Source organism: Streptomyces sp. NPDC058001 (assembly GCF_042886315.1).
Classification (GTDB): Bacteria; Actinomycetota; Actinomycetes; order Streptomycetales; family Streptomycetaceae; genus Streptomyces.
The window spans coordinates 123,130-141,784 of sequence record NZ_JBHVQT010000006.1; the positions used below are offsets into that span (position 1 = coordinate 123,130).

Consider the following 18,655-nt stretch of genomic DNA (forward strand, 5'->3'; position numbering starts at 1 on the left):
GGCGACATCGTTCCCGCGCAACTCGTCCACACTTCGCCGCACCAGCCATTACCGTGTGCCCAAGTCCCAGACGTGCGGCCCGGTCCGGCCATGCGGTCGGGGCCCGTCATACGTCGGGGGGCGACGGGTGGGGTCTTCGGGGAAGGTGAACGCTGTCGGCCGTGCGGCGCCGGACGGCCGCGGCAGCACGTCCGACGCCGTCGGCATGGTCCTGCTGGCGGCCTGTTCGACGTGGTCGGTGATCACCGCGACCGCCGGTGCGGGCCGGCCCGAGGGGGTACTCCTCGCGGTTCTGGCGGTGGCGGCGGCGTACGCGTGCGGTCGTATCTGCGGTGCGCTCCTCCCGGTGTCCGCGCCCGGCGTGGGCGCCGTCGCCGGCGTCTCCCTCGCCTTTCTGCTCCCTCACACCCGGTTGATGCCGCAGGAGGCGTCGCCGCTGGGCCGGGACGGGGCCACGGCCGCCCTGCTGGCCCTGGCCACGGGTGCCGCCTGCTGCGCGGCCTGGGCGGCCCGGCGCCCGGCGGTACGTCTCGTACTGCGGCTGGCCGCCGTCGGGGTGGTCGTGACGGCGGCGGTGCTGGACTCGACCGCGGGTCTCGCGGTCTGCGTCGGTGTGCTGCTGTGCTCGCTGGCCGCTGCCCGGATGGGTAACCGGGGGCTCGGTCTGGCGGGTCTCGGGCTCGCCGCGGCTCTCTCGGCCGGTATGACGTGGGCCGTGGCCGGCGGTGTGCTCCCGGACGGCCTGGAGTCGTCGTTGGAGGGGCAGCTGACGCCGTACCGGGTGCTGCTGTGGCGGGACGCCCTCGACATGGCCCAGGCGCATCCGGCGCTCGGGGCGGGACCGGGGCGCTTCGGTGAGCTGAGCCCCACGGTGGCGGAATCCTTCGTACCGACCGGGAGACCCCATTCGGCGGTGTTGCAGCAGGCCGCGGAGCAGGGGGTGGTGGGCGTGGCACTGCTCGGGGCCGTCTTCTGCTGGCTGCTGTACGCCCTGTGGCGCTCGTCGCGGCCGACGCCGGTGGTCCTCACGGCGGGTGCGGCACTGACGGCGGTGGCGGCGCTGGCGACGGTCGGCAACGCGCTCAGCTTCACCGCGGTGACGGTGGGTGCCGGACTCCTGGCGGGCATCGCGACGGCGAGGCCGCTGGGCTGGGAGCTGCCTGAGGAGACCGAAGGGGCAGGGGTGCCGTCACAGAGCGAGGTGGCCTAAGCACCGACGTTCCCGGCCCAGGGAGCCTGACCAGGACACCTGACCAGAAACAGGAGCCAGGCCAGAACGCGATCCAGGTCAGAACGGGTCGAACAAATGGGCCCACTGACTGAGCCGAACGGGTGGGAGGCCGGTCAGATCACCGGGCTGGACGCGGACTTCGGACGCAGCCGGTCGCGGATGATACGGACGGCCGATTCCGCGTCGTCCACGGTGACCGTGAACTTGCGTCCGTCGCCGAGGCTGAGGACGACGCCCTCTCCGCGCCGGACCACGACGGCGGTGCCTATGTCGGGCCGCCAGCGGTAGCCCCAGCCGCCCCACTGGCGCGGTGTGACCGTGGGCGCGAAGTCGGCGTCGACGACATGGGCGAGCGGGATGCGGCGGCGCGGCACCCCGATATGGCCGCAGCGCACCTCAAGGGAGTCCTTGTCGACCTTCACGGCGACGTGGACAAAGGCGAGGGTGCCGAACAGCACCAGCAGACCCACGGCGATGCAGCCGACGACGGACATGACCAGTGGGGCGATGCCCGTGGTCCATGCGGAGACGACGGCCAGTTCGACGCCGAGTGCGACGCAGGCAACTCCGACGAGCGCGAGCAGCCACTGAACGCGGTTGCTGGCTCGTCCGGTCCAGATTTCAAGGGGGGCCTCAGCGGGGCCCCGATCGCCGTGAGCGTGGTGCCTCATGCTCATGAGACTACAGATGTTGCGCCCCGCGGGCACCGGGCTGCGCGGCGTTACTCCTCACACTCGGCCACTCAGCGCGCGGGGGTGACGGCAGCCAGTAGCTGTCCTTCGGCATAGGTGAGGGCGGCGTCCGGCAGGGCGGACTCACGGCCGCTGAGCAGCACGGTCACCACGCCCGTCGCGGGTGCTTCCGGGGCGGGCGCCGCGCCGATCCGACGCAGTGCCTGGGCGGCGACGGCGCCCGCCGAGCCGTGCAGGACCAGCGGCGGCCGGTCGGCCCGCTGGACGGCGGCCCGAATACGCTCCGCGCGCAGTTCGTAATGGGTGCAGCCCAGGACGACGGCCCTTACATCGGGCGGTGTGAGGGCCGCGGCGGCGGCGATCGCCCGGTCGACGGCCGGCTCGTCGGCGTACTCGACGGCGTCCGCCAGGCCGGGGCAGGGCACCTCGGTGACGGCGGCGCCGTCCGCGAATTCGGCGATCAGTCCTCGTTGGTACGGGCTGCCCGTGGTGGCGGGCGTCGCCCAGATGGCGATGCGACCACCGCCGGCCGCTGCCGGCTTGATCGCGGGGACGGTACCGATGACGGGCAGGGACGGTTCGAGCCGCGCGCGCAGGGCGGGCAGCGCGTGGACCGACGCGGTGTTGCAGGCGACGATCAGGGCGTCGGGCGCGTACGTGGCCGCCGCTTCGGCGACGGCGAGGGCGCGTGCGGTGACGTCGTCGGGGGTGCGGGGCCCCCAGGGCATCGTCTCGGGGTCCGACGAGAGCACGAGGTCGGCGTCGGGTCGAAGGCGCCGTACCACGGCGGCGGCGGCGAGCAGTCCGAGTCCGGAGTCCATGAGCGCGATCTTCACCCGGTCACCATAGAGGATCGGTCTCCCGCGGCCCGGCCCGGTGGGGCAGACTGCGCGGGTGAGCGTGATTGTGTGGGCCGCCGCCGGATCCCTTGCCGCCTGGCTGTGGTTGCTGCTCGGGCAGGGTTTCTTCTGGCGTACCGATGTCCGGTTGCCGGCGAGGGCGGTCCCGCGCGCGTGGCCGTCGGTCTGTGTCGTCGTCCCGGCGCGCGACGAGGCGGCGGTGCTGCCGATGAGTCTGCCGTCGCTGCTGGCGCAGGACTATCCCGGCCCGGCGGAGGTGTTCCTCGTCGACGACGGCAGCTCGGACGGTACGGGGAAGCTGGCGCGCGAACTGTCCGAGCGGTACGGCGGTCTGCAGCTCACCGTCACCTCGCCCGGAGAGCCGCCCGCCGGCTGGACCGGCAAGCTGTGGGCGGTCCAGCACGGAATCGCCCTGGCACGCGCGCGGGAGCCCGAGTATCTGCTCCTCACGGACGCCGACATCGCGCATGAGCCGGACAGTCTCCAGGAGTTGGTCGCGGCGGCCAGGACTGGCGACTACGACCTTGTCTCGCAGATGGCGCGGCTGCGCGTGGAGAGCGTGTGGGAGCGGCTGGTCGTCCCGGCCTTCGTCTACTTCTTCTCGCAGCTGTACCCGTTCCGCCGGATCAACCGGCGTGGCACGCGGACGGCCGCCGCGGCCGGGGGCTGTGTGCTGCTGCGCGCGGACGCGGCGCAGCGCGCGCGGGTGCCGGACTCCATCCGGCACGCCGTGATCGACGACGTCGCGCTCGCGCGCGCGGTGAAGGGCAGTGGCGGACACATCTGGCTGGGGCTCGCGGAACGCGTCGACAGCGTGCGTCCGTACCCGCGGCTGCGCGATCTGTGGCGGATGGTCTCGCGCAGTGCCTATGCCCAGTTGAGGCATCAGCCGCTGCTGCTGCTCGGGACCGTGCTGGGGCTCGCGCTCGTGTATCTGGTGCCGCCGGTGGCGTTCTGCGCGGGCGTCGTGACGGACAACTGGCTTCCGGTGCTGCTCGGCGGGCTCGCCTGGCTGGTGATGACGGCGACGTACATCCCGATGCTCCGCTACTACCGGCAGACCCTGTGGCTGGCGCCGCTGCTGCCCGTCACGGCCTTCCTGTATCTGCTGATGACCGTCGACTCGGCGGTGCAGCACTACCGGGGGCGCGGCGCGGCCTGGAAGGGCCGCACCTACGCGCGCCCGGACACGGCGTCGGGCCCGGCACCCGAGCAGCGCTGACCACGGACCCGAGCAACGCCGCACCGCCGTCCGCCGAGGGCGGTCACTTCCGGCCGGGCGTCCAGTTCATGCCCCACCCGTACGCGTGGTCGATGGTGCGCTGAGGACTCACGCCACGCTGCGGCACCAGATAGCGGGCCTCGCGCTGTACGACGAGGTCGCTGCCGGTGTTGGTGATGAGCGCGAGGGCGCAGACGGTCGACGGGACGGTGCACTCGTCGAGGAAGAACTCCACCGGTGCGCCGTGCTGCGGTTGCAGCGTGACCGTGGCGTGCAGATCCGCGAAGGACCGGGCGCCCTCGTAGATCGTCACGAAGATCAGGACACGGCGCAGTTCCGCCTTGCGGTCGAGATTGATCGTGAGGTTCTCACCGCTGTCGACGGCGCCGGTGCGGTCGTCGCCGTCGAGGTGGACGTACGGGGGCTGGTGGAGCGCCCCGAAGGCGTTACCGAGCGCCTGGACGACGCCTTTGCGGCCGTCGGTGAGTTCGTAGAGGGCGCACAGGTCGAGGTCGAGGTCGCCGTGCATGGCGACGGCACGGCCGAGTTTGCTGCCCCAGCCCTTGAACTGCTTGCGCACCTGCCAGTTGAGGTTCACGCGCATCGCCCCCGAGGTGCCGCCCTGTTTGGTCAGCGAGACGGACGGCGACTCCTTGGTGAGCGTGACCTTGCTCAGCCGCACCGGGCCACCGGAGGGGGGCGGCGGATACGCCCCGCCGGACATCGTGGGCGGTCCCGTCGGCGCGGCGGGCGGGGGCGGGTAGGGCGCGGGGGCGGCCGGGCCGGCGTAGGGCTGTGTGGGGGTGCCGTACGGCTGGGTGGGCGCGGCATAGGGCTGCGTGGGCGCGGCGTACGGCTGGGTCGGCGTGCCGTAGGGCTGTGCCGGGGTGGCCGGCTGCGGAGACGGCTGCGGCACGGGCTGTGGAACCGGCGGATAGGGCTGCTGGGCCGGAGCCGGCTGCGGCGCGGGCGTGGCGGCGGCCGGTGGTTCGTCGACCGTGATCCCGAAGTCCGTGGCGAGGCCGACGAGCCCGCTGCCGTAACCCTGGCCCACGGCGCGGAACTTCCAGGCGCCCTGCCGTCGGTACAGCTCGCCGAGGACGAAGGCCGTCTCGACGGTGGCGTCCGTGCTGTCGAAGCGGGCGATCTCGGCGCCGCCCGCCGCGTCCAGGACGCGGATGCTCAGCCCCGGCACCTGCCCGAACGTGCCGCCGTCGGTCGAGGCCACCACGACGACGCGATCGATCCCGGGCTCCACGCGCGCGAGATCGACGGTCAGCACATCGGTGAACCGGCCCCCGGCGGCCTGCTTGCCCTCCCGGCGCACCGCGCCCGACGCGTGCACCGGCTGGTTGTAGAACACGAAGTCGGCGTCGGTGCGGACCTTTCCCGCGGCGGTCAGGAGAAGCGCCGAGGCATCCGCGTCCGGCACCCCCGGGCCCGAACTCCAGGCCAATTCCACGCGCACGGCCGATGCCGGCACGGCAACATTCGATCCTTTGGACATTGACATGTTCGCCCCCATCGCGCCCCGTGACGGCCCCGCAGCCATCCATCCGTTCCCGGCCAACCTATTCCCCTCACGCGCCTTCGCGCCCCCGGGCCGCCGTCAACCGCCTCTGAGCGGCCGTCACGATCACTGGTCAACCCCCGGTAACCTGCCGGGAACTCGGCCTTTACACGATTCATAGGTCCCTTGACGACCGATTTTCCCAAGTTCGCTCGCATTGGGGATCCACAGTCACTGCGAACACGCAAAACAACCCTCTTATCGGTCTCCCCAACCAGCACATCGTGGGCTTAACTTATGTGCCATGACCTCCCCCCGCTCCACCTATGGCGGCGGTTACTACTCCGCGCCGTCCTTCCCGGACACTCCGATCTACGATTCTCTCGTCGCAGAGCGGGGAACGCCTCAGATCGCCCCGATCCGGGTCCCCTCCGCGTACGACACGGGCAGCCATCTGCCCGCCCTGCCGTCGGCGCTGCCCGCGCTGCCGGCCGCCCCCTCTCCGCAGCCTCAGCAGCACTACGGCTACGTCCCTGCCCCGCAGCCCGCACCGCTGCAACAGGCCCACGCGCCGTACATCCCGCAGCAGACCGCCGGGCCGCGTGGCTACCCCGGCGCGCATCAGCAGCAGCCCCGCCCCGCCCAGAGCACCGGCTACGAGGCGATGCGCCCCGCCGCGCCGCGCCCCGCGCCGGCCCCTGGCCCGTACGAGGATCCGTACAACCGGCAGCAGTACCGCGGGTACTGATCGCGCGGGCACGGGTGTCGGAGCCGCCTGGCAGGATGGCTCCATGGCAGAACCCGTGCTCGCGTCGATCCACGTCTACCCGGTGAAGGCGGCCCAGGGCCATGCGCTCCGTGCGGCCGTCGTGGAGCCATGGGGTCTTGCGGGGGACCGCCGGTGGATGCTGATCGACGCCTCGGCCAAGGCGATCACCCAACGTCCGCATCCGCGGCTCGCGTTGACCGCCGTCGAGGCGCTGCCCGACGGCGGCGTCCGGCTGTCCGCACCCGGTCGTGAGCCCCTGACCGTGGCCGTGCCGGATCCGCCGGGGACGACGGTGGTGGACATCTGGAAGGACAAGGTAGAGGCGGTCCCGGCGGACGAGGCGGCCCATGTGTGGTGCAGCGAGTGGCTGGACACGGACGCGCGTCTGGTGCACATGGCCGACCCGGCGATGAGCCGCCCGATCGACCCCGCCCACGCGCGCGCGGGTGAGACCGTCAGCTTCGCCGACGGCTATCCCCTGCTCCTCACGACCCGCTCGTCGCTGGACGCGCTCAACTCCCTGATCGCCCAGGGCGACCACGCCGACGAGGGTCCGCTGCCGATGGATCGTTTCCGGCCGAATGTGGTCGTGGAGGGGAGCCCGCCGTGGGCGGAGGACGACTGGACGCGGGTCGCCGTCGGTGATCTCACCTTCCGGGTCGCCAAGCGGTGCGGGCGCTGCGTCGTGACGACGACCGACCAGCGCACGGCCGAACGCGGCAAGGAACCCCTGCGCACCCTCGCACGCCACCGCCGCTTCGGCGACCAGCTGGTCTTCGGGCAGAACCTGGTACCGGAGACCACCGGCGTCCTCCGCGTCGGGGACCCCGTCACGATCCTCGAATGAGCGACACCGCACGCGTCGGTGGGGAACTGCTGTACGGGGTGCGGACGTTGATCCGGACGAAGCGTCCGCAAGAGGGGTGATTTCGCTCTCTTTTCGCCGACTCCGCGCGTGAGAGGGGCGATTCGGGGCTATCACGGACGGAGAAGGGGGTGTGGGGCCCGTGCGTGCGATCGTCGGACTGTGGCGTTGGCGGCACAATCCGCTGTGCCGCGCCACCGATCTCACCGAGGCGTGGCTCGCCCTCGTCGCCCTGGTACTGATCGTCGTCGCGACGCCCCTCGTGGGCTTCGCCGTCGGTTCGGCCACGGACCGTGCCCTGACACGGTCGGTGGAGCACCAGCACGCGCAGCGCCACGAGATATCCGCCACGGTGGTCAGAAAGCTCTCCCGGGCGCCGATGGACCCCGACCCGGAGACGGTGACCGCGCGGGACGCCCACAGCCGTGTGGCCGCCCGCTGGACGGCACCGGACGGCACGGTCCACCACGGCAGGGTCATGGCGGCGCTCAGGTCCCCGCGCGCGGGCGATCGTTTCCCGCTGTGGACGGACGCGCACGGCAGGCTCGTCGCCAAGCCTCTCGACCCGGCGACGGCAGCCACCCACGCGGCCCTCGCCGGGATCGGGGCGGCCCTCGCGTCGGTCGCCTTCGTCGAGGGCGCGCGACGGTTGATCGTATGGCACCTGGTGCGTCGGCGGTACACGCGGTGGGACCAGGCATGGGACAAAGCCGGCCCGGACTGGGGCAGGACCGGCGCCGGCAGCTGAGAACCCTTCGGCTCCGGTCAACTCGCCTGCCGCGTACACGCTACGGTGGACCGGCCGAAGTCTTCGGCATCTCTCGCGACACCCGCGTACGACGAGGTGGGGGCTCTACAGCGCCATGGCACAGGGCACGGTCCAGGTGACGCACACCGGTACGTCGCGGTGGCGGCGCCGCACGGGCGAGTACGCCTCCCTCGCCGCAGCCCTGGAGGCCGCGGCCGACGGTGACGTCCTCACCGTCGCACCCGGCACCTATCGCGAGAACCTCCTCGTGCAGCGGGCGGTCACGCTCCGCGGCCCCGAGGGTTCGTCGGGTTCGGTGCGGATCGCGCCGGTGGACGGGGTGCCGCTGACGGTCAGGGCGTCGGCGTCCGTGCAGGACCTGCTCCTGGAGGGCCAGGACTCGGCGGCGCCCGCGCTGCTCGTCGAGGACGGCACCCCGGAGCTGACGGACCTGCGGATCGTGACGCGGTCCGCGGTCGGGATCGAGGTCCGCGGCAGCGCCCGTCCCACGGTCCGGCGCTGCACCGTCGACAACCCGGCGGGCATCGGCATCGCCGTACTCGACGGTGGCGGCGGGGTGTTCGAGGAGTGCGAGGTCGTCGCGGCGGGCCAGGCCGGTATCGCGGTACGCGGCGGTGGCCACCCCCGGCTCGAACGGTGCCGTGTGCACCACGCGTCGGGCGCGGGCCTGTCCGCGACCGGCGAGGGCACCGGCCTTGAGGCCGTCGGCTGCGAGGTGTACGAGGTCAAGGGCGCCGGTGTACAGGTCACCGGGCGGGCCGCGGCCCACCTCACGGACTGCGATGTGCACCGCACGGCCGGGGACGGCGTCACGCTCGACACGGACGCGGTGCTGACACTCGCCGACTGCCGTATCCACGACGTCCCGGAGAACGCGGTCGACCTGCGGTCCCGCTCGGTCCTGACGCTGACCCGCTCGACGGTGAGCCGGTTCGGGCGCAACGGCCTGTCGGTGTGGGACCCGGGCACCCGCGTGGACGCCAACCAGTGCGAGATCCACGACAGTACGGGCGACTACCCGGCGGTGTGGGTCAGCGACGGCGCGACCGTGGTCCTCGACTCCTGCCGGGTGCACGACGTGCCGGACGCGCTGTTCGTGCTCGACCGCGGTTCACGGGCCGATGTCGTCGACACCGACCTGTCGCAGGTGCGCAACACGGCGGTGTCGGTCAGCGACGGCGCGACGGCACAGCTCGACGACTGCCGTATCCGTGAGGCGGCGACCGGCGCGTGGTTCCGTGACCACGGCAGCGGCGGCACCCTGGCGGGCTGCACCATCGACGCCACACAGACCGGCGTGATCGTCACCAAAGGCGCCGATCCCACGCTGGAGCGGTGCACGGTCACCTCGCCCGCCGAGGCCGGCTTCTACGTGTCCGCGGGGGGGCGCGGCAGTTTCCACGGCTGCCGGGTCACGGGCAGCGGCGGCTACGGCTTCCATGTCATCGACGGCTGCCGTACGACGCTGAAGAAGTGCCGTACCGAGCGCTGCGCGCGCGGGGGCTTCGAGTTCTCCGAGGACGGCCCGGTCGTCGAGGACTGCACCAGCGACGAGAGCGCCCAGGTGCGGCCGGCCCCGGCGCAGGAGGCAGCCGTGCAGACGGCCGCCCAGCCCGTCGGTCTGCTCGGCGCCATCCCGGGACAGCGGACCGCCGAGCAGAGCGCCCCTGCGGCCCCTCAGACGCCCGCTCAGGAGACGCGTACGTCGCAGGCGGTACTCGGTGAACTCGACGCGCTGGTGGGCCTGGAGAGCGTCAAACGCGAGGTGCGCGCCCTCACGGACATGATCGAGGTCGGCAGGCGCCGCCAGGAGGCCGGGCTCAAGGCCGCGTCGGCGCGCCGCCACCTGGTGTTCACGGGCTCCCCCGGCACCGGCAAGACGACCGTCGCGCGCCTGTACGGCGAGATCCTGGCGTCGCTCGGCGTACTGGAGCAGGGTCATCTCGTGGAGGTGTCCCGGGTCGATCTGGTCGGCGAGCACATCGGCTCCACGGCGATCCGTACGCAGGAGGCGTTCGACCGCGCGCGCGGGGGTGTGCTGTTCATCGACGAGGCGTACGCGCTGTCGCCGGAGGACTCCGGGCGGGACTTCGGGCGTGAGGCGATCGACACGCTGGTCAAGCTGATGGAGGACCACCGGGACGCCGTGGTGGTGATCGTCGCCGGGTACACGGCCGAGATGGAGCGCTTCCTGTCGGTCAACCCCGGTGTCGCGTCCCGCTTCTCACGGACCATCACCTTCAACGACTACGTTCCGGACGAGCTGTTGCACATCGTGGAACAGCAGGCCGAGGAGCATGAGTACCGGCTCGCCGACGGCACGCCGGACGTGCTCCTGAAGTACTTCACGGCCATCCCCAAGGGGGCCGCCTTCGGCAACGGCCGTACCGCGCGCCAGACGTTCGAGGCGATGGTCGAGCGGCACGCGGGCCGGGTCGCGCAGTTGGCCGACCCGACCACGGACGACCTCACCCTGCTCTACCCGGAGGACTTGCCCGAACTCCCCTGAGAGGGACGGCCGGTGGACTTCTCGGTGCCGACCGACCCCTCCGTCGGCGGGTGTTGCGGACGCTGGGCCGGTACGCCCGGCCTGAGCCGTTGCAGCAGCCGCTCCCGCTCCTCGGCGAACGCCGGGTCGGCCTGGTAGTCCGAGTGTCCGAGGATCGGTGCCGGAAGCGGGTGTTCGGGTGTCCGTCCGTAGGCGAGCGGGTCCCTGAGCGGTGGGTGGTCGACGGCTTCCGCGGTGTGCTCACCCGGCACGCGGACGGGCCCGCCGATCGGGTCGGTGGTCCGGTACAGGTTGCGCCAGCAGTCGACGTCGCGGTGCAGCCCCCTCAGCGCGGCGGGCCCGAAGTGGGCGGGGAACCAGCGCCCGTAGAGCCGCTCCAGGGGGGAGCCGTAGGTGAGCAGGGCGACGCGTTTGCGTACCGCGGGGGTGAGTTGCCAGGCCGCGGCGGCGGCGAGGACACTGCCCTGCGAGTGACCGGAGATCACCAGACGGCCGCCGGTCGCCCGGGTCCAGGTGGCCATCCGCCAGGTGAGGTCGGGCACGGCGCGCTCCGCGTAGCAGGGCGGTGCGAAGGGGTGCGCGGCGCGCGGCCAGAAGGTGCCGACGTCCCACAGGATGCCGATGGTGCGGCGGGCGGAGGGGTCACGGTAGGCGCGGCGGCCCCAGGTGACGAACAGTATGAAACCCAGCCCGATCAGCCAGGAACCGACCGCCTGCGCCGTCTGCGCCCCGCCCGAGACGACGGCGTACGTGCCCCGGGCCGCCTCGCCGGGCACCTCGGCGGTCCCCCAGGCCCCGACGAGCGCGCCCGCGCCCAGGAGCAGCGTGACGGCGGAGGTGATGCCGACGAGGAGCGGCGCCTGGTCGGTGAGAGCGGCACGCGCGCGGGTGCCCGCGATACGGCGGGTGCGTGCCGTGTCCTCGGGCTCGCCGGGATGGTCGAGCCGTACCTCGGTAATGCCCTGCCGGGTGCGCTGCCAGGTGCGTACGCCGAGCCAGCCGGCCAGGGCGACGAGTACCAGCAGCAGGGGCGGGATCACCGACGCCTGCCAGGTGAGCAGAACGGGCGGTCCCGCGATGCTGCCGTCGGCGCCGGGGGTGCCGGCGCCGTCGAGCCAGTCGGCGACACGCTGGGCGACCCCGCCGGTCATGACACCGCCGAGCGCGCAGGCGAGCATGGCGACGGCGGGCCCGCCGAGACCGCGCAGCGCCGTCCGCGCGTCGGGCACCGTCCGGTGCAGAAGGTGGGCGACCACGCCGAGCAGGATGACGAGCAGGCCCTGCGTCAGGACGACGCCGCCGAAGGTCTGGTCGCCGGGGAGCCGGTCGCCGGAGTGCCAGCCGGGGCGTGACCAGCCCGCGTATACCAGGGCGAGCGCGAGCAGCCCGGCCGCGGCCAGGGGAAGACGGCGCACCAGGGCCTCGTCGAGGGTCCGGTCGAGCCGGTTCTCGCTGCGGCCCCTGCGGCACACGACGACCAGCACCACGAGGAACCCGGCGACCAGGGCGGCATCCAGGACGCGGCCCAGGACGTCGAGCGCCAGGGGTCCGCTCGCGCCGCGGTCGAAGCGGGCGGCCGAGGTCCCGACGGCGGCGGCGACGGTGAGCAGTCCGGCCGCCGTGTGCGCGGCCCGCAGCCGGGCCACCAGGCGCCGCCCGTACCAGAACCCGGGCCTGCCCAGCGGGGTCCGGCCGGTGGTGTCGTCCGGGTCGGGGCGGTGCGGTACGGGCTGCTGCGACTCGTAGGCGCTCCAGGTGCGGTGGGACAGGTACCAGAGGAGGCCGGTGAGGGCGATGGGGACCACGGCGGCCAGGGCGAGGCGGCGGCCCGGCTGGGTCCACCAGCCGCCCGGCGAGAGGTGCGGCGAGAGGAAGCCGAGCCAGGAGCGGTCCACGGCGCACGCGCGCGTGCCCGCGCACTGCCAGGCCACGAGATCGAGGGCGACCTCGCACGCGGCGGCCACGAACAGCACGGTCAGGGTCAGTCCGGTGAGCCGCACGAGCAGTCCGTAGAAGCGGACGGTACGGGGCCTGCGGCGAGTGCTGGGGCGCATCCAGTGGGCGAGGTTGACGACCATGAACGGCAGCAGCAGGAGCCACAGGGCGCGGGCGCCGTTGCCGGAGGTGAGGTTGGACCAGACGTACGCCTCGGCGACGGGTTTGCCCCGGTGGTCGCCGGGGCGCTGTTCGGCGTCCACGTCGTCGATGCGGCGGTACACGGCCGCCGTCTCGTCGCCGGTGATCCGGACGGTGCGGGGGTCGTCCAGCATCTCCTGCGGTGTGGCGCCGCCGACCCCGTGGACGAGGAGTTCCAGCGCCGTCCCGTCCCCGTGTGGTCCCGCAGTTTCCCGTTCTCCGGCGTGTTCCCGTTCTCCGGCAGGCTCCACTGTTCCGCTCCCCCGTGTCCGCGCGTGTGTCCTGGGCGGGCACAAGGATCGCGGTTCCCGCGCGCGTGCGCACGCGTTGTCACCGAATCTCCCCGATCCGGGTGACCAGGGGCAGCCGTGGTCGTCCGGGCACTGGCGCGACTGTCGGTGCCACGTGCGAGGATGAGATGTCCTCGGGAGAGGATCGACCAGCCGCGGGTGGAACGCGTGTGACGAGGCGAAGGGACCGGAGCCGACGTGAGTGAGAATCAGAACCTCCTCGCGGAGCAGCGCCGCGCCCTGATCCTCGACGAGGTGCGCAGACGCGGCGGGGTCCGGGTGAACGAACTCACGCGGCAACTGGGTGTGTCGGACATGACCGTGCGCCGCGATCTCGACGCGCTGGCCCGCCAGGGTGTCCTGGAGAAGGTGCACGGCGGGGCGGTGCCCGTCGTGGAGGCGAGCACCCATGAGCCGGGCTTCGAGGCGAAGTCGGGGCTCGAACTGACCGCCAAGGAGGACATCGCGCGCGCGGCGGCGGCGCTGGTGACCCCCGGTACGGCCATCGCGCTCTCGGGTGGTACGACGACGTATGCGCTCGCCCACCATCTGCTGGACGTGCCGGATCTGACCGTGGTGACCAACTCCGTCCGGGTCGCCGATGTCTTCCACTCCGCGCAGCGCAGCTCCGGCCAGCGGCAGGGCGCGGCGACCGTGGTCCTCACGGGCGGGGTGCGCACCCCGTCGGACTCACTCGTCGGACCGGTCGCGGACCAGGCGATCGGCGCGCTCCACTTCGACATGCTCTTCCTCGGCGTGCACGGCATATCGGTCGAGGCCGGTCTGTCGACGCCGAACCTCGCGGAGGCCGAGACCAACCGCCGTCTGGTGCAGTCCGCGCGGCGCGTGGTCGTGGTCGCCGACCACACCAAGTGGGGCACGGTGGGTCTGAGTTCGTTCGCCGCGCTGGACCAGGTGGACACCTTGGTGACGGACGCGGGACTGCCCGCCGACGCGCGTGCCGAGATCGCGGAGCAGTTGCGGCGCCTGGTCGTCGCGGGCCTGCCCATGGATGACCGCGCCGACGCGGGCGGTACGGACACAGGCAGTACGGACACAGGGGGTACGGACACAGGCGGTACAGACATCTGATGGCCCGCCAGCTAAGGTAAGCCTTGCCCGGCGTCGGGCGGTCACCCTCCCCGGCGCCTCGGCCCGGCTCTCTTGGCGCGCGTGACCTTCGCGTTCCGGTTCTGTCCCTGGGGGGTTTGTTCCATGGCACGCCGTCTGAGCCCGGTGGGGCTCGATTTCCTGTCGAAAGCGCCGCTCTGTCTGGTGTTCGCCCGTGAGATCAGCGCATCGCCCGAGAGCGTCCACCGGGCGCTCACCGAAGACGTCGCGAGCCTGCCCGAGTGGTTCAGGGCAGTGACCTTCGCCCGGCCGACGCAGGACGGCGCGGGACGTGAGGTGAAGCTGCGGGGCGGGGTCCACTTCGAGGAGACGATCCTCGTGTCCAAGGCGCCCGAGGAGTACGCGTATCGGGTGGACACGACGAACACGCCGGGACTGCGGGCCCTCCTTGAGGAGTGGCGCCTGACGCCGACGGCGGACGGGACCCGGGTGCAGTGGACGTTCGCCGCCGACGGGTCGGCTCCCTTCCGGTTCGCGCTGCGGCTGGGGCGGGCGGGGCTCGGCCGGGCCTTCCGTGACGCGGTGTCGACGCTGGACCGGCGACTGGCCTCGGCGAACGCGTGAGGCTCGGCCGGGCGAACGCATGGCGGTTCAACTGTCGGCCGCATGACGGTTCAGCTATCGGCCGCGTGACGGTTCAGTGGACGGCCGTGTGAGGCTCAGTGATCGGCCGCGTACCGCCAGAAGTCCCGCAGCAGTGGGGGCGACGTGGGCCCGGCCATCTCCTGCTGGGTGAGGAGCAGCGCGACGCTTCCGGTGGACGGGACGAGGTGGCCGGAGGTGCCGGTGCCGCCGACCCAGCCGTAACGGCCGGGCACGTTCCAGGGTTCGATCGGGGCGATGTCGACGGAGGCGCCGTATCCCCAGCCCTGGCCTTCCAGGAACAGTTCGCCGGTCTCGCGCTGGGGCGGCGTCAGATGGTCGGTGGTCATCTGTCGCACCGCGTCGGACGACAGGAGCCGGCGGCTGCCGATGGTCCCGCCCGCGAGGATCAGACGGGCGAAGGCGAGCCAGTCGTCGGCGGTGGAGACGAGTCCGCCCGCGCCGGACGGGAACGCCGGCATACGGCTCCATTGTCCGTCGGGCGCGTCCACGAGTTCGAGTCCGCCGGCGGAGCCCGTGCGGTAGTAGCTCGTGAACCGGTCCCGCTTGTCGGCGGGGACGACGAAGCCGGTGTCGGTCATCCCGAGGGGCTCGAACAGCCGCTCGGCCAGGAAGTCGGGCAGCGTACCGCCGGTGACCCGGGCGATCAGGACGCCCTGGAGGTCGGACGAGGTGTTGTAGAGCCAGGTCTCGCCGGGCTGGTACAGCAGCGGGATCCGGGCCAGGGTGGCCAGCCACTCGTCGGGCGCCGAGAAGTGCTGTGGGTGTCGGCCGTCCCGCTGCACGTCCTCGAAGAGCGGTGCGACCGCCGGCAGGCTGAAGTCGGACGCGAAGCCGTACCCCGTGCGGGAGGTGAGCAGGTCGGCCACGGTGATCGGGCGGACGGCCGGGACCACGTCGTCGACCGGACTGGCCGGGGTGCGGACGACGACGGGCGAGGCCAGCTCAGGCAGCCATGTCCCGATCGGGTCGTCCGGCGCCAGCTTGCCGTCCTCGACCAGCATCAGCACGGCCGCCGCGACGATCGGTTTGGTGAGCGACGCGATACGGAAGATCGAGTCCCGCGCCATGGGGGCGGTGCCTTCGGCGTCGAGCGTGCCCACGGCTTGGAAGTCGGTCCGGTCACCGTGGGCCAGCAGGCCGACCGCTCCCGCCACGGATCCGTCACTGACGTACGGCTGAAGGGTGTCGCGCAGGCTGGTCATCCGGTCCGTCTCTCCTCGGTCCCACCGCTGCGTCGACGCACAGCGGCACTCGTCTTCAACACTCCACAGCGGCACTCGTCCTCATCGATCCACGGCGCCCCCTCGTCACGCCGACTCCCACTCCAACCCACCGCTCGGAGGTCGCCGGCGCAATTCGGCGGGCCCACCCGTCCGCCGCCAAGGCTCCAACGCGTCGCGCGCAGGCCCTGGTCCGCGCTAGTCCGACCACACCCCCGTCGCCAGCAGCGTCGTGATCGCCGTCAGATACGGGTCGATGTCCAGGCCCTGTTCGGCCAGCCACGCGTCCGAGTAGTACTTGTCGAGATAGCGGTCGCCGGGGTCGCAGAGCAGGGTGACGACGCTGCCCGTGCGGCCGTCCGCGACCATCTCGGAGACGATCTTGAGCGCGCTCCACAGGCCGGTGCCCGTGGAACCGCCCGCCTTGCGTCCGATGGCCTGCTCCAGGGCGCGGATAGCGGCGACGGACGCGGCGTCGGGGACCTTCATCATGCGGTCGACGGCACCGGGCACGAAGCTCGGCTCCATCCGGGGCCTGCCGATGCCTTCGATACGGGAACCGCAGTCGGAGGTCACCTCGGAGTCGCCGGTCGTCCAGCCCTCGAAGAAGCAGGAGTTCTCGGGGTCGGCGACGCAGATCCGGGTGTCGTACTGCATGTAGTGCACATAGCGCGCGACGGTCGCCGACGTACCGCCCGTGCCCGCCGTGGCGACGATCCACGCCGGTTCGGGGTAGCGCTCCAACTCCAGTTGCCGGTAGATCGATTCGGCGATGTTGTTGTTGCCCCGCCAGTCCGTGGCCCGCTCCGCGTAGGTGAACTGGTCCATGTAGTGGCCGCCGGTCTCCACCGCGAGGGCCGCCGACTCGGCGTAGATCTCCCCGGCGTCGTCGACGAAGTGACATCGGCCGCCGTGGAATTCGATGAGCCGGCACTTCTCGGCGCTCGTCGTGCGCGGCATGACCGCGACGAAGGGAACACCGATGAGCTTCGCGAAGTACGCCTCGGAGACGGCCGTCGAGCCGCTGGACGCCTCGATCACCGGGCGGCCGGGGCGGATCCAGCCGTTGCACAGGCCGTACAGGAACAGCGAGCGGGCGAGCCGGTGCTTGAGGCTGCCCGTCGGATGTGTCGACTCGTCCTTGAGGTAGAGGTCGATGCCCCATGCCTCCGGCAGCGGGAAGCGCAGCAGATGGGTGTCCGCCGAGCGGTTCGCGTCGGCCTGGACCTTGCGTACGGCCTCCTTGAGCCAGGTGCGGTACGCGGTGTCCGTGCGGTCGACGTCCAGCGTGGCCGCCGGGCCGTGGGACCGTGCGCCGGTCGATGCCTGCCGGGTGCTGGTCATCACCCGCCTCCTTCGTGTCGCGCCGGCTCTTCCCGAACCGGCCGGACACCTCGATCATAAGCACCACTCCACCTGCTCCTCACCTGCATAAACACGTCTTTGAGAACCTCAAAGGCAACCCTGGTGAACCTTGTGCGGCATCGCGCACTGGCCCTCGTCCTGCCGTGCGGGCAAACTGCTGGAGAGGGGAACGACAAGGCCGGCGTGCGAGGGGCGGGACACCATGACGGAGCCGGAGTTCACGGCCAGAGGTGTGCGGATCGGAAAACGACTGCGGTCACTGACGCGGGCGGGACAGGTCCGGATCGTGGGCGGCAGACTGGAGTTGCTCACCAGCTACGGCACCGAGATCGACAGCGCGCCGGTGCGGACGGTGCGGGCCGCGAAGCCGTGGTTCGCCTCCGCCGACCGTGCGACGGCCGAGCTGAACGGCACGCGGTACACGCTGACGATGGGTGCGGCACTGCCCGCGACGGGCACCTCCGCGCCGCCCGCTTCCGGGCCCACCGCCGCACGCCGTTTCATCGAAGCGGTCCGCCGCGCGGGCGGCCGTCGGAACTGACCCCACGTACCGCACTGACCGCCGTACCGCACTGATCCCCGCACGGCACCGATCCCGTACGGCACTGCCCCCCGGACCACCGCCCGGTCCGCCCGCCGACACCCCCCTGCCCTCTCCCGCCCTCCCCCGGCGCCCAGCCGGCTCCCCCGGCGCCCACCCTCCCTGAGCCCCCGAGCCCCGCGCGCCCGCCGCGAGTTGCGGCCTCGTACCCCCTGCGTCACTCTGGTCTCACATCACTCAGGGTTTACCGGCGATAACGCTGCGAACCAGCCCGCCGGACATGCAGCAGGCGGTCGCACGGCGGTACAGCGCAGCCACCCTGCTGGATCCACACTCCGCTTCTTCCGGACCTCACTTCGGGGAGTCGCAGCCGTGATCAGCGAGCCAAGCAGGCACTGCGCGGTGGAGCTTCAAGCCCTGCCGTCGCGGATCGGACAGGTCCGCAGAATTCTCTCGGCGCAACTGCGCTACTGGCATCTCGACCCACTCATAGACCACGCGGCACTCGGCGTGACCGAGCTGCTGACGAATGTCCACCGGCACGCCCAGCCGGACAAGACCTGCACCGTCGAGATCGAGCTGCTGCTCGACCGGCTCACGGTGTCGGTGTACGACCACGATCCGCGGCTGCCCGAGGTACGGGTAGCGGAGTCCTTCGCCACCTGTGGGCGGGGCCTCGCGATCATCGCCGCGGTGAGTGAGAGCTGGGGGGCCAGGCTCCGGGGCACCACGGGCAAGGTCGTGTGGTTCACCCTTCCGGCCCCCTCCCACTCCCCGGCCGTGGCGCTGGCCGCGTACTCCGTGTACGGGGCGGTGACGACCGGACCGTTCGGGAACATCGTCCCGGTGGCGCTCGTCGAGCCTGTCGCCGCCGACCTGCCCGGACATGCTCCCGCCCGGCCGGCCGTTGTCGGCTGACCGGGCGGTGACCACTTCCGG

The 18,655-nt window shown here is 72.2% G+C and carries 16 protein-coding genes; 10 read left to right on the forward strand and 6 right to left on the reverse strand.

All coding sequences use genetic code 11. The features are described from left to right. Positions 1 to 205: 205 nt before the first annotated feature. Complete coding sequence (locus tag ACFVT5_RS16070; RefSeq protein WP_389888131.1) at positions 206 to 1,210, forward strand: O-antigen ligase family protein; 1,005 nt, start codon at positions 206 to 208, stop codon at positions 1,208 to 1,210. A gap of 134 nt (positions 1,211 to 1,344) precedes the next feature. On the opposite strand, the gene ACFVT5_RS16075 is transcribed toward ACFVT5_RS16070, so the two are convergent. Together ACFVT5_RS16075 and ACFVT5_RS16080 are read right to left on the reverse strand one after the other, a co-directional pair. Then, positions 1,345 to 1,902: a hypothetical protein gene (locus ACFVT5_RS16075; protein ID WP_389887024.1), complete on the reverse strand. Its 558-nt coding sequence runs from the start codon at positions 1,900 to 1,902 to the stop codon at positions 1,345 to 1,347. A gap of 71 nt (positions 1,903 to 1,973) precedes the next feature. Beyond that, positions 1,974 to 2,759, reverse strand: a complete 786-nt coding sequence (locus ACFVT5_RS16080; RefSeq protein WP_389887027.1) for a glutamate racemase — start codon at positions 2,757 to 2,759, stop codon at positions 1,974 to 1,976. Between the two features lie 58 nt (positions 2,760 to 2,817). Here ACFVT5_RS16080 and ACFVT5_RS16085 point away from each other — a divergent pair, with 58 nt between their 5' ends. Further along, positions 2,818 to 4,005 (forward strand): glycosyltransferase, encoded by a 1,188-nt coding sequence (locus ACFVT5_RS16085; protein WP_389887030.1) that lies wholly within the window; start codon positions 2,818 to 2,820, stop codon positions 4,003 to 4,005. A 43-nt stretch (positions 4,006 to 4,048) separates the two neighbouring features. Here the strand turns inward: ACFVT5_RS16085 and ACFVT5_RS16090 are convergent, their stop codons facing one another. Next, positions 4,049 to 5,512, reverse strand: coding sequence for a TerD family protein (locus ACFVT5_RS16090; RefSeq protein WP_389888134.1), 1,464 nt, complete (start codon positions 5,510 to 5,512; stop codon positions 4,049 to 4,051). Between the two features lie 307 nt (positions 5,513 to 5,819). Here ACFVT5_RS16090 and ACFVT5_RS16095 point away from each other — a divergent pair, with 307 nt between their 5' ends. From ACFVT5_RS16095 to ACFVT5_RS16110, 4 genes are all read left to right on the forward strand, one after another. Beyond that, the gene (locus ACFVT5_RS16095; RefSeq protein ID WP_389887033.1) at positions 5,820 to 6,263 is read left to right on the forward strand and encodes a DUF6643 family protein; all 444 of its coding nucleotides are present in this window, start codon (positions 5,820 to 5,822) and stop codon (positions 6,261 to 6,263) included. Between the two features lie 43 nt (positions 6,264 to 6,306). Then, entirely contained in the window at positions 6,307 to 7,131 is an 825-nt protein-coding gene (locus ACFVT5_RS16100; protein WP_389887036.1) for an MOSC domain-containing protein, read from the forward strand. A 160-nt stretch (positions 7,132 to 7,291) separates the two neighbouring features. Beyond that, positions 7,292 to 7,897 carry a hypothetical protein gene (locus ACFVT5_RS16105; RefSeq protein WP_389887038.1) on the forward strand — a complete coding sequence of 202 codons (606 nt, stop codon included), beginning with the start codon at positions 7,292 to 7,294 and terminating at the stop codon, positions 7,895 to 7,897. Between the two features lie 115 nt (positions 7,898 to 8,012). Continuing rightward, complete coding sequence (locus ACFVT5_RS16110; protein WP_389887041.1) at positions 8,013 to 10,427, forward strand: right-handed parallel beta-helix repeat-containing protein; 2,415 nt, start codon at positions 8,013 to 8,015, stop codon at positions 10,425 to 10,427. On the opposite strand, the gene ACFVT5_RS16115 is transcribed toward ACFVT5_RS16110, so the two are convergent. Then, positions 10,397 to 12,814 carry a hypothetical protein gene (locus ACFVT5_RS16115; protein WP_389887044.1) on the reverse strand — a complete coding sequence of 806 codons (2,418 nt, stop codon included), beginning with the start codon at positions 12,812 to 12,814 and terminating at the stop codon, positions 10,397 to 10,399. The genes ACFVT5_RS16110 and ACFVT5_RS16115 overlap by 31 nt on opposite strands. A 237-nt stretch (positions 12,815 to 13,051) precedes the next feature. Between ACFVT5_RS16115 and ACFVT5_RS16120 the strand changes: the two genes are divergently transcribed. Then, positions 13,052 to 13,945 carry a DeoR/GlpR family DNA-binding transcription regulator gene (locus tag ACFVT5_RS16120; protein WP_389887047.1) on the forward strand — a complete coding sequence of 298 codons (894 nt, stop codon included), beginning with the start codon at positions 13,052 to 13,054 and terminating at the stop codon, positions 13,943 to 13,945. A 123-nt stretch (positions 13,946 to 14,068) separates the two neighbouring features. Further along, positions 14,069 to 14,548, forward strand: coding sequence for an SRPBCC family protein (locus ACFVT5_RS16125; protein ID WP_389887050.1), 480 nt, complete (start codon positions 14,069 to 14,071; stop codon positions 14,546 to 14,548). A 95-nt stretch (positions 14,549 to 14,643) separates the two neighbouring features. Here ACFVT5_RS16125 and ACFVT5_RS16130 read toward each other — a convergent pair whose 3' ends face one another. Both ACFVT5_RS16130 and ACFVT5_RS16135 read right to left on the reverse strand, forming a co-directional pair. Then, positions 14,644 to 15,792, reverse strand: coding sequence for a serine hydrolase domain-containing protein (locus tag ACFVT5_RS16130; protein ID WP_389887053.1), 1,149 nt, complete (start codon positions 15,790 to 15,792; stop codon positions 14,644 to 14,646). A 216-nt stretch (positions 15,793 to 16,008) separates the two neighbouring features. Beyond that, positions 16,009 to 17,154, reverse strand: a complete 1,146-nt coding sequence (locus ACFVT5_RS16135; RefSeq protein WP_389887056.1) for a PLP-dependent cysteine synthase family protein — start codon at positions 17,152 to 17,154, stop codon at positions 16,009 to 16,011. A gap of 223 nt (positions 17,155 to 17,377) precedes the next feature. Here ACFVT5_RS16135 and ACFVT5_RS16140 point away from each other — a divergent pair, with 223 nt between their 5' ends. Both ACFVT5_RS16140 and ACFVT5_RS16145 read left to right on the forward strand, forming a co-directional pair. Next, a complete protein-coding gene (locus ACFVT5_RS16140) occupies positions 17,378 to 17,716 on the forward strand; it encodes a hypothetical protein (RefSeq protein ID WP_389887058.1) in 339 nt (112 codons plus the stop codon). A 372-nt stretch (positions 17,717 to 18,088) separates the two neighbouring features. Continuing rightward, positions 18,089 to 18,634 carry an ATP-binding protein gene (locus ACFVT5_RS16145; RefSeq protein WP_389887061.1) on the forward strand — a complete coding sequence of 182 codons (546 nt, stop codon included), beginning with the start codon at positions 18,089 to 18,091 and terminating at the stop codon, positions 18,632 to 18,634. The last annotated feature ends 21 nt before the right edge of the window (positions 18,635 to 18,655 follow it).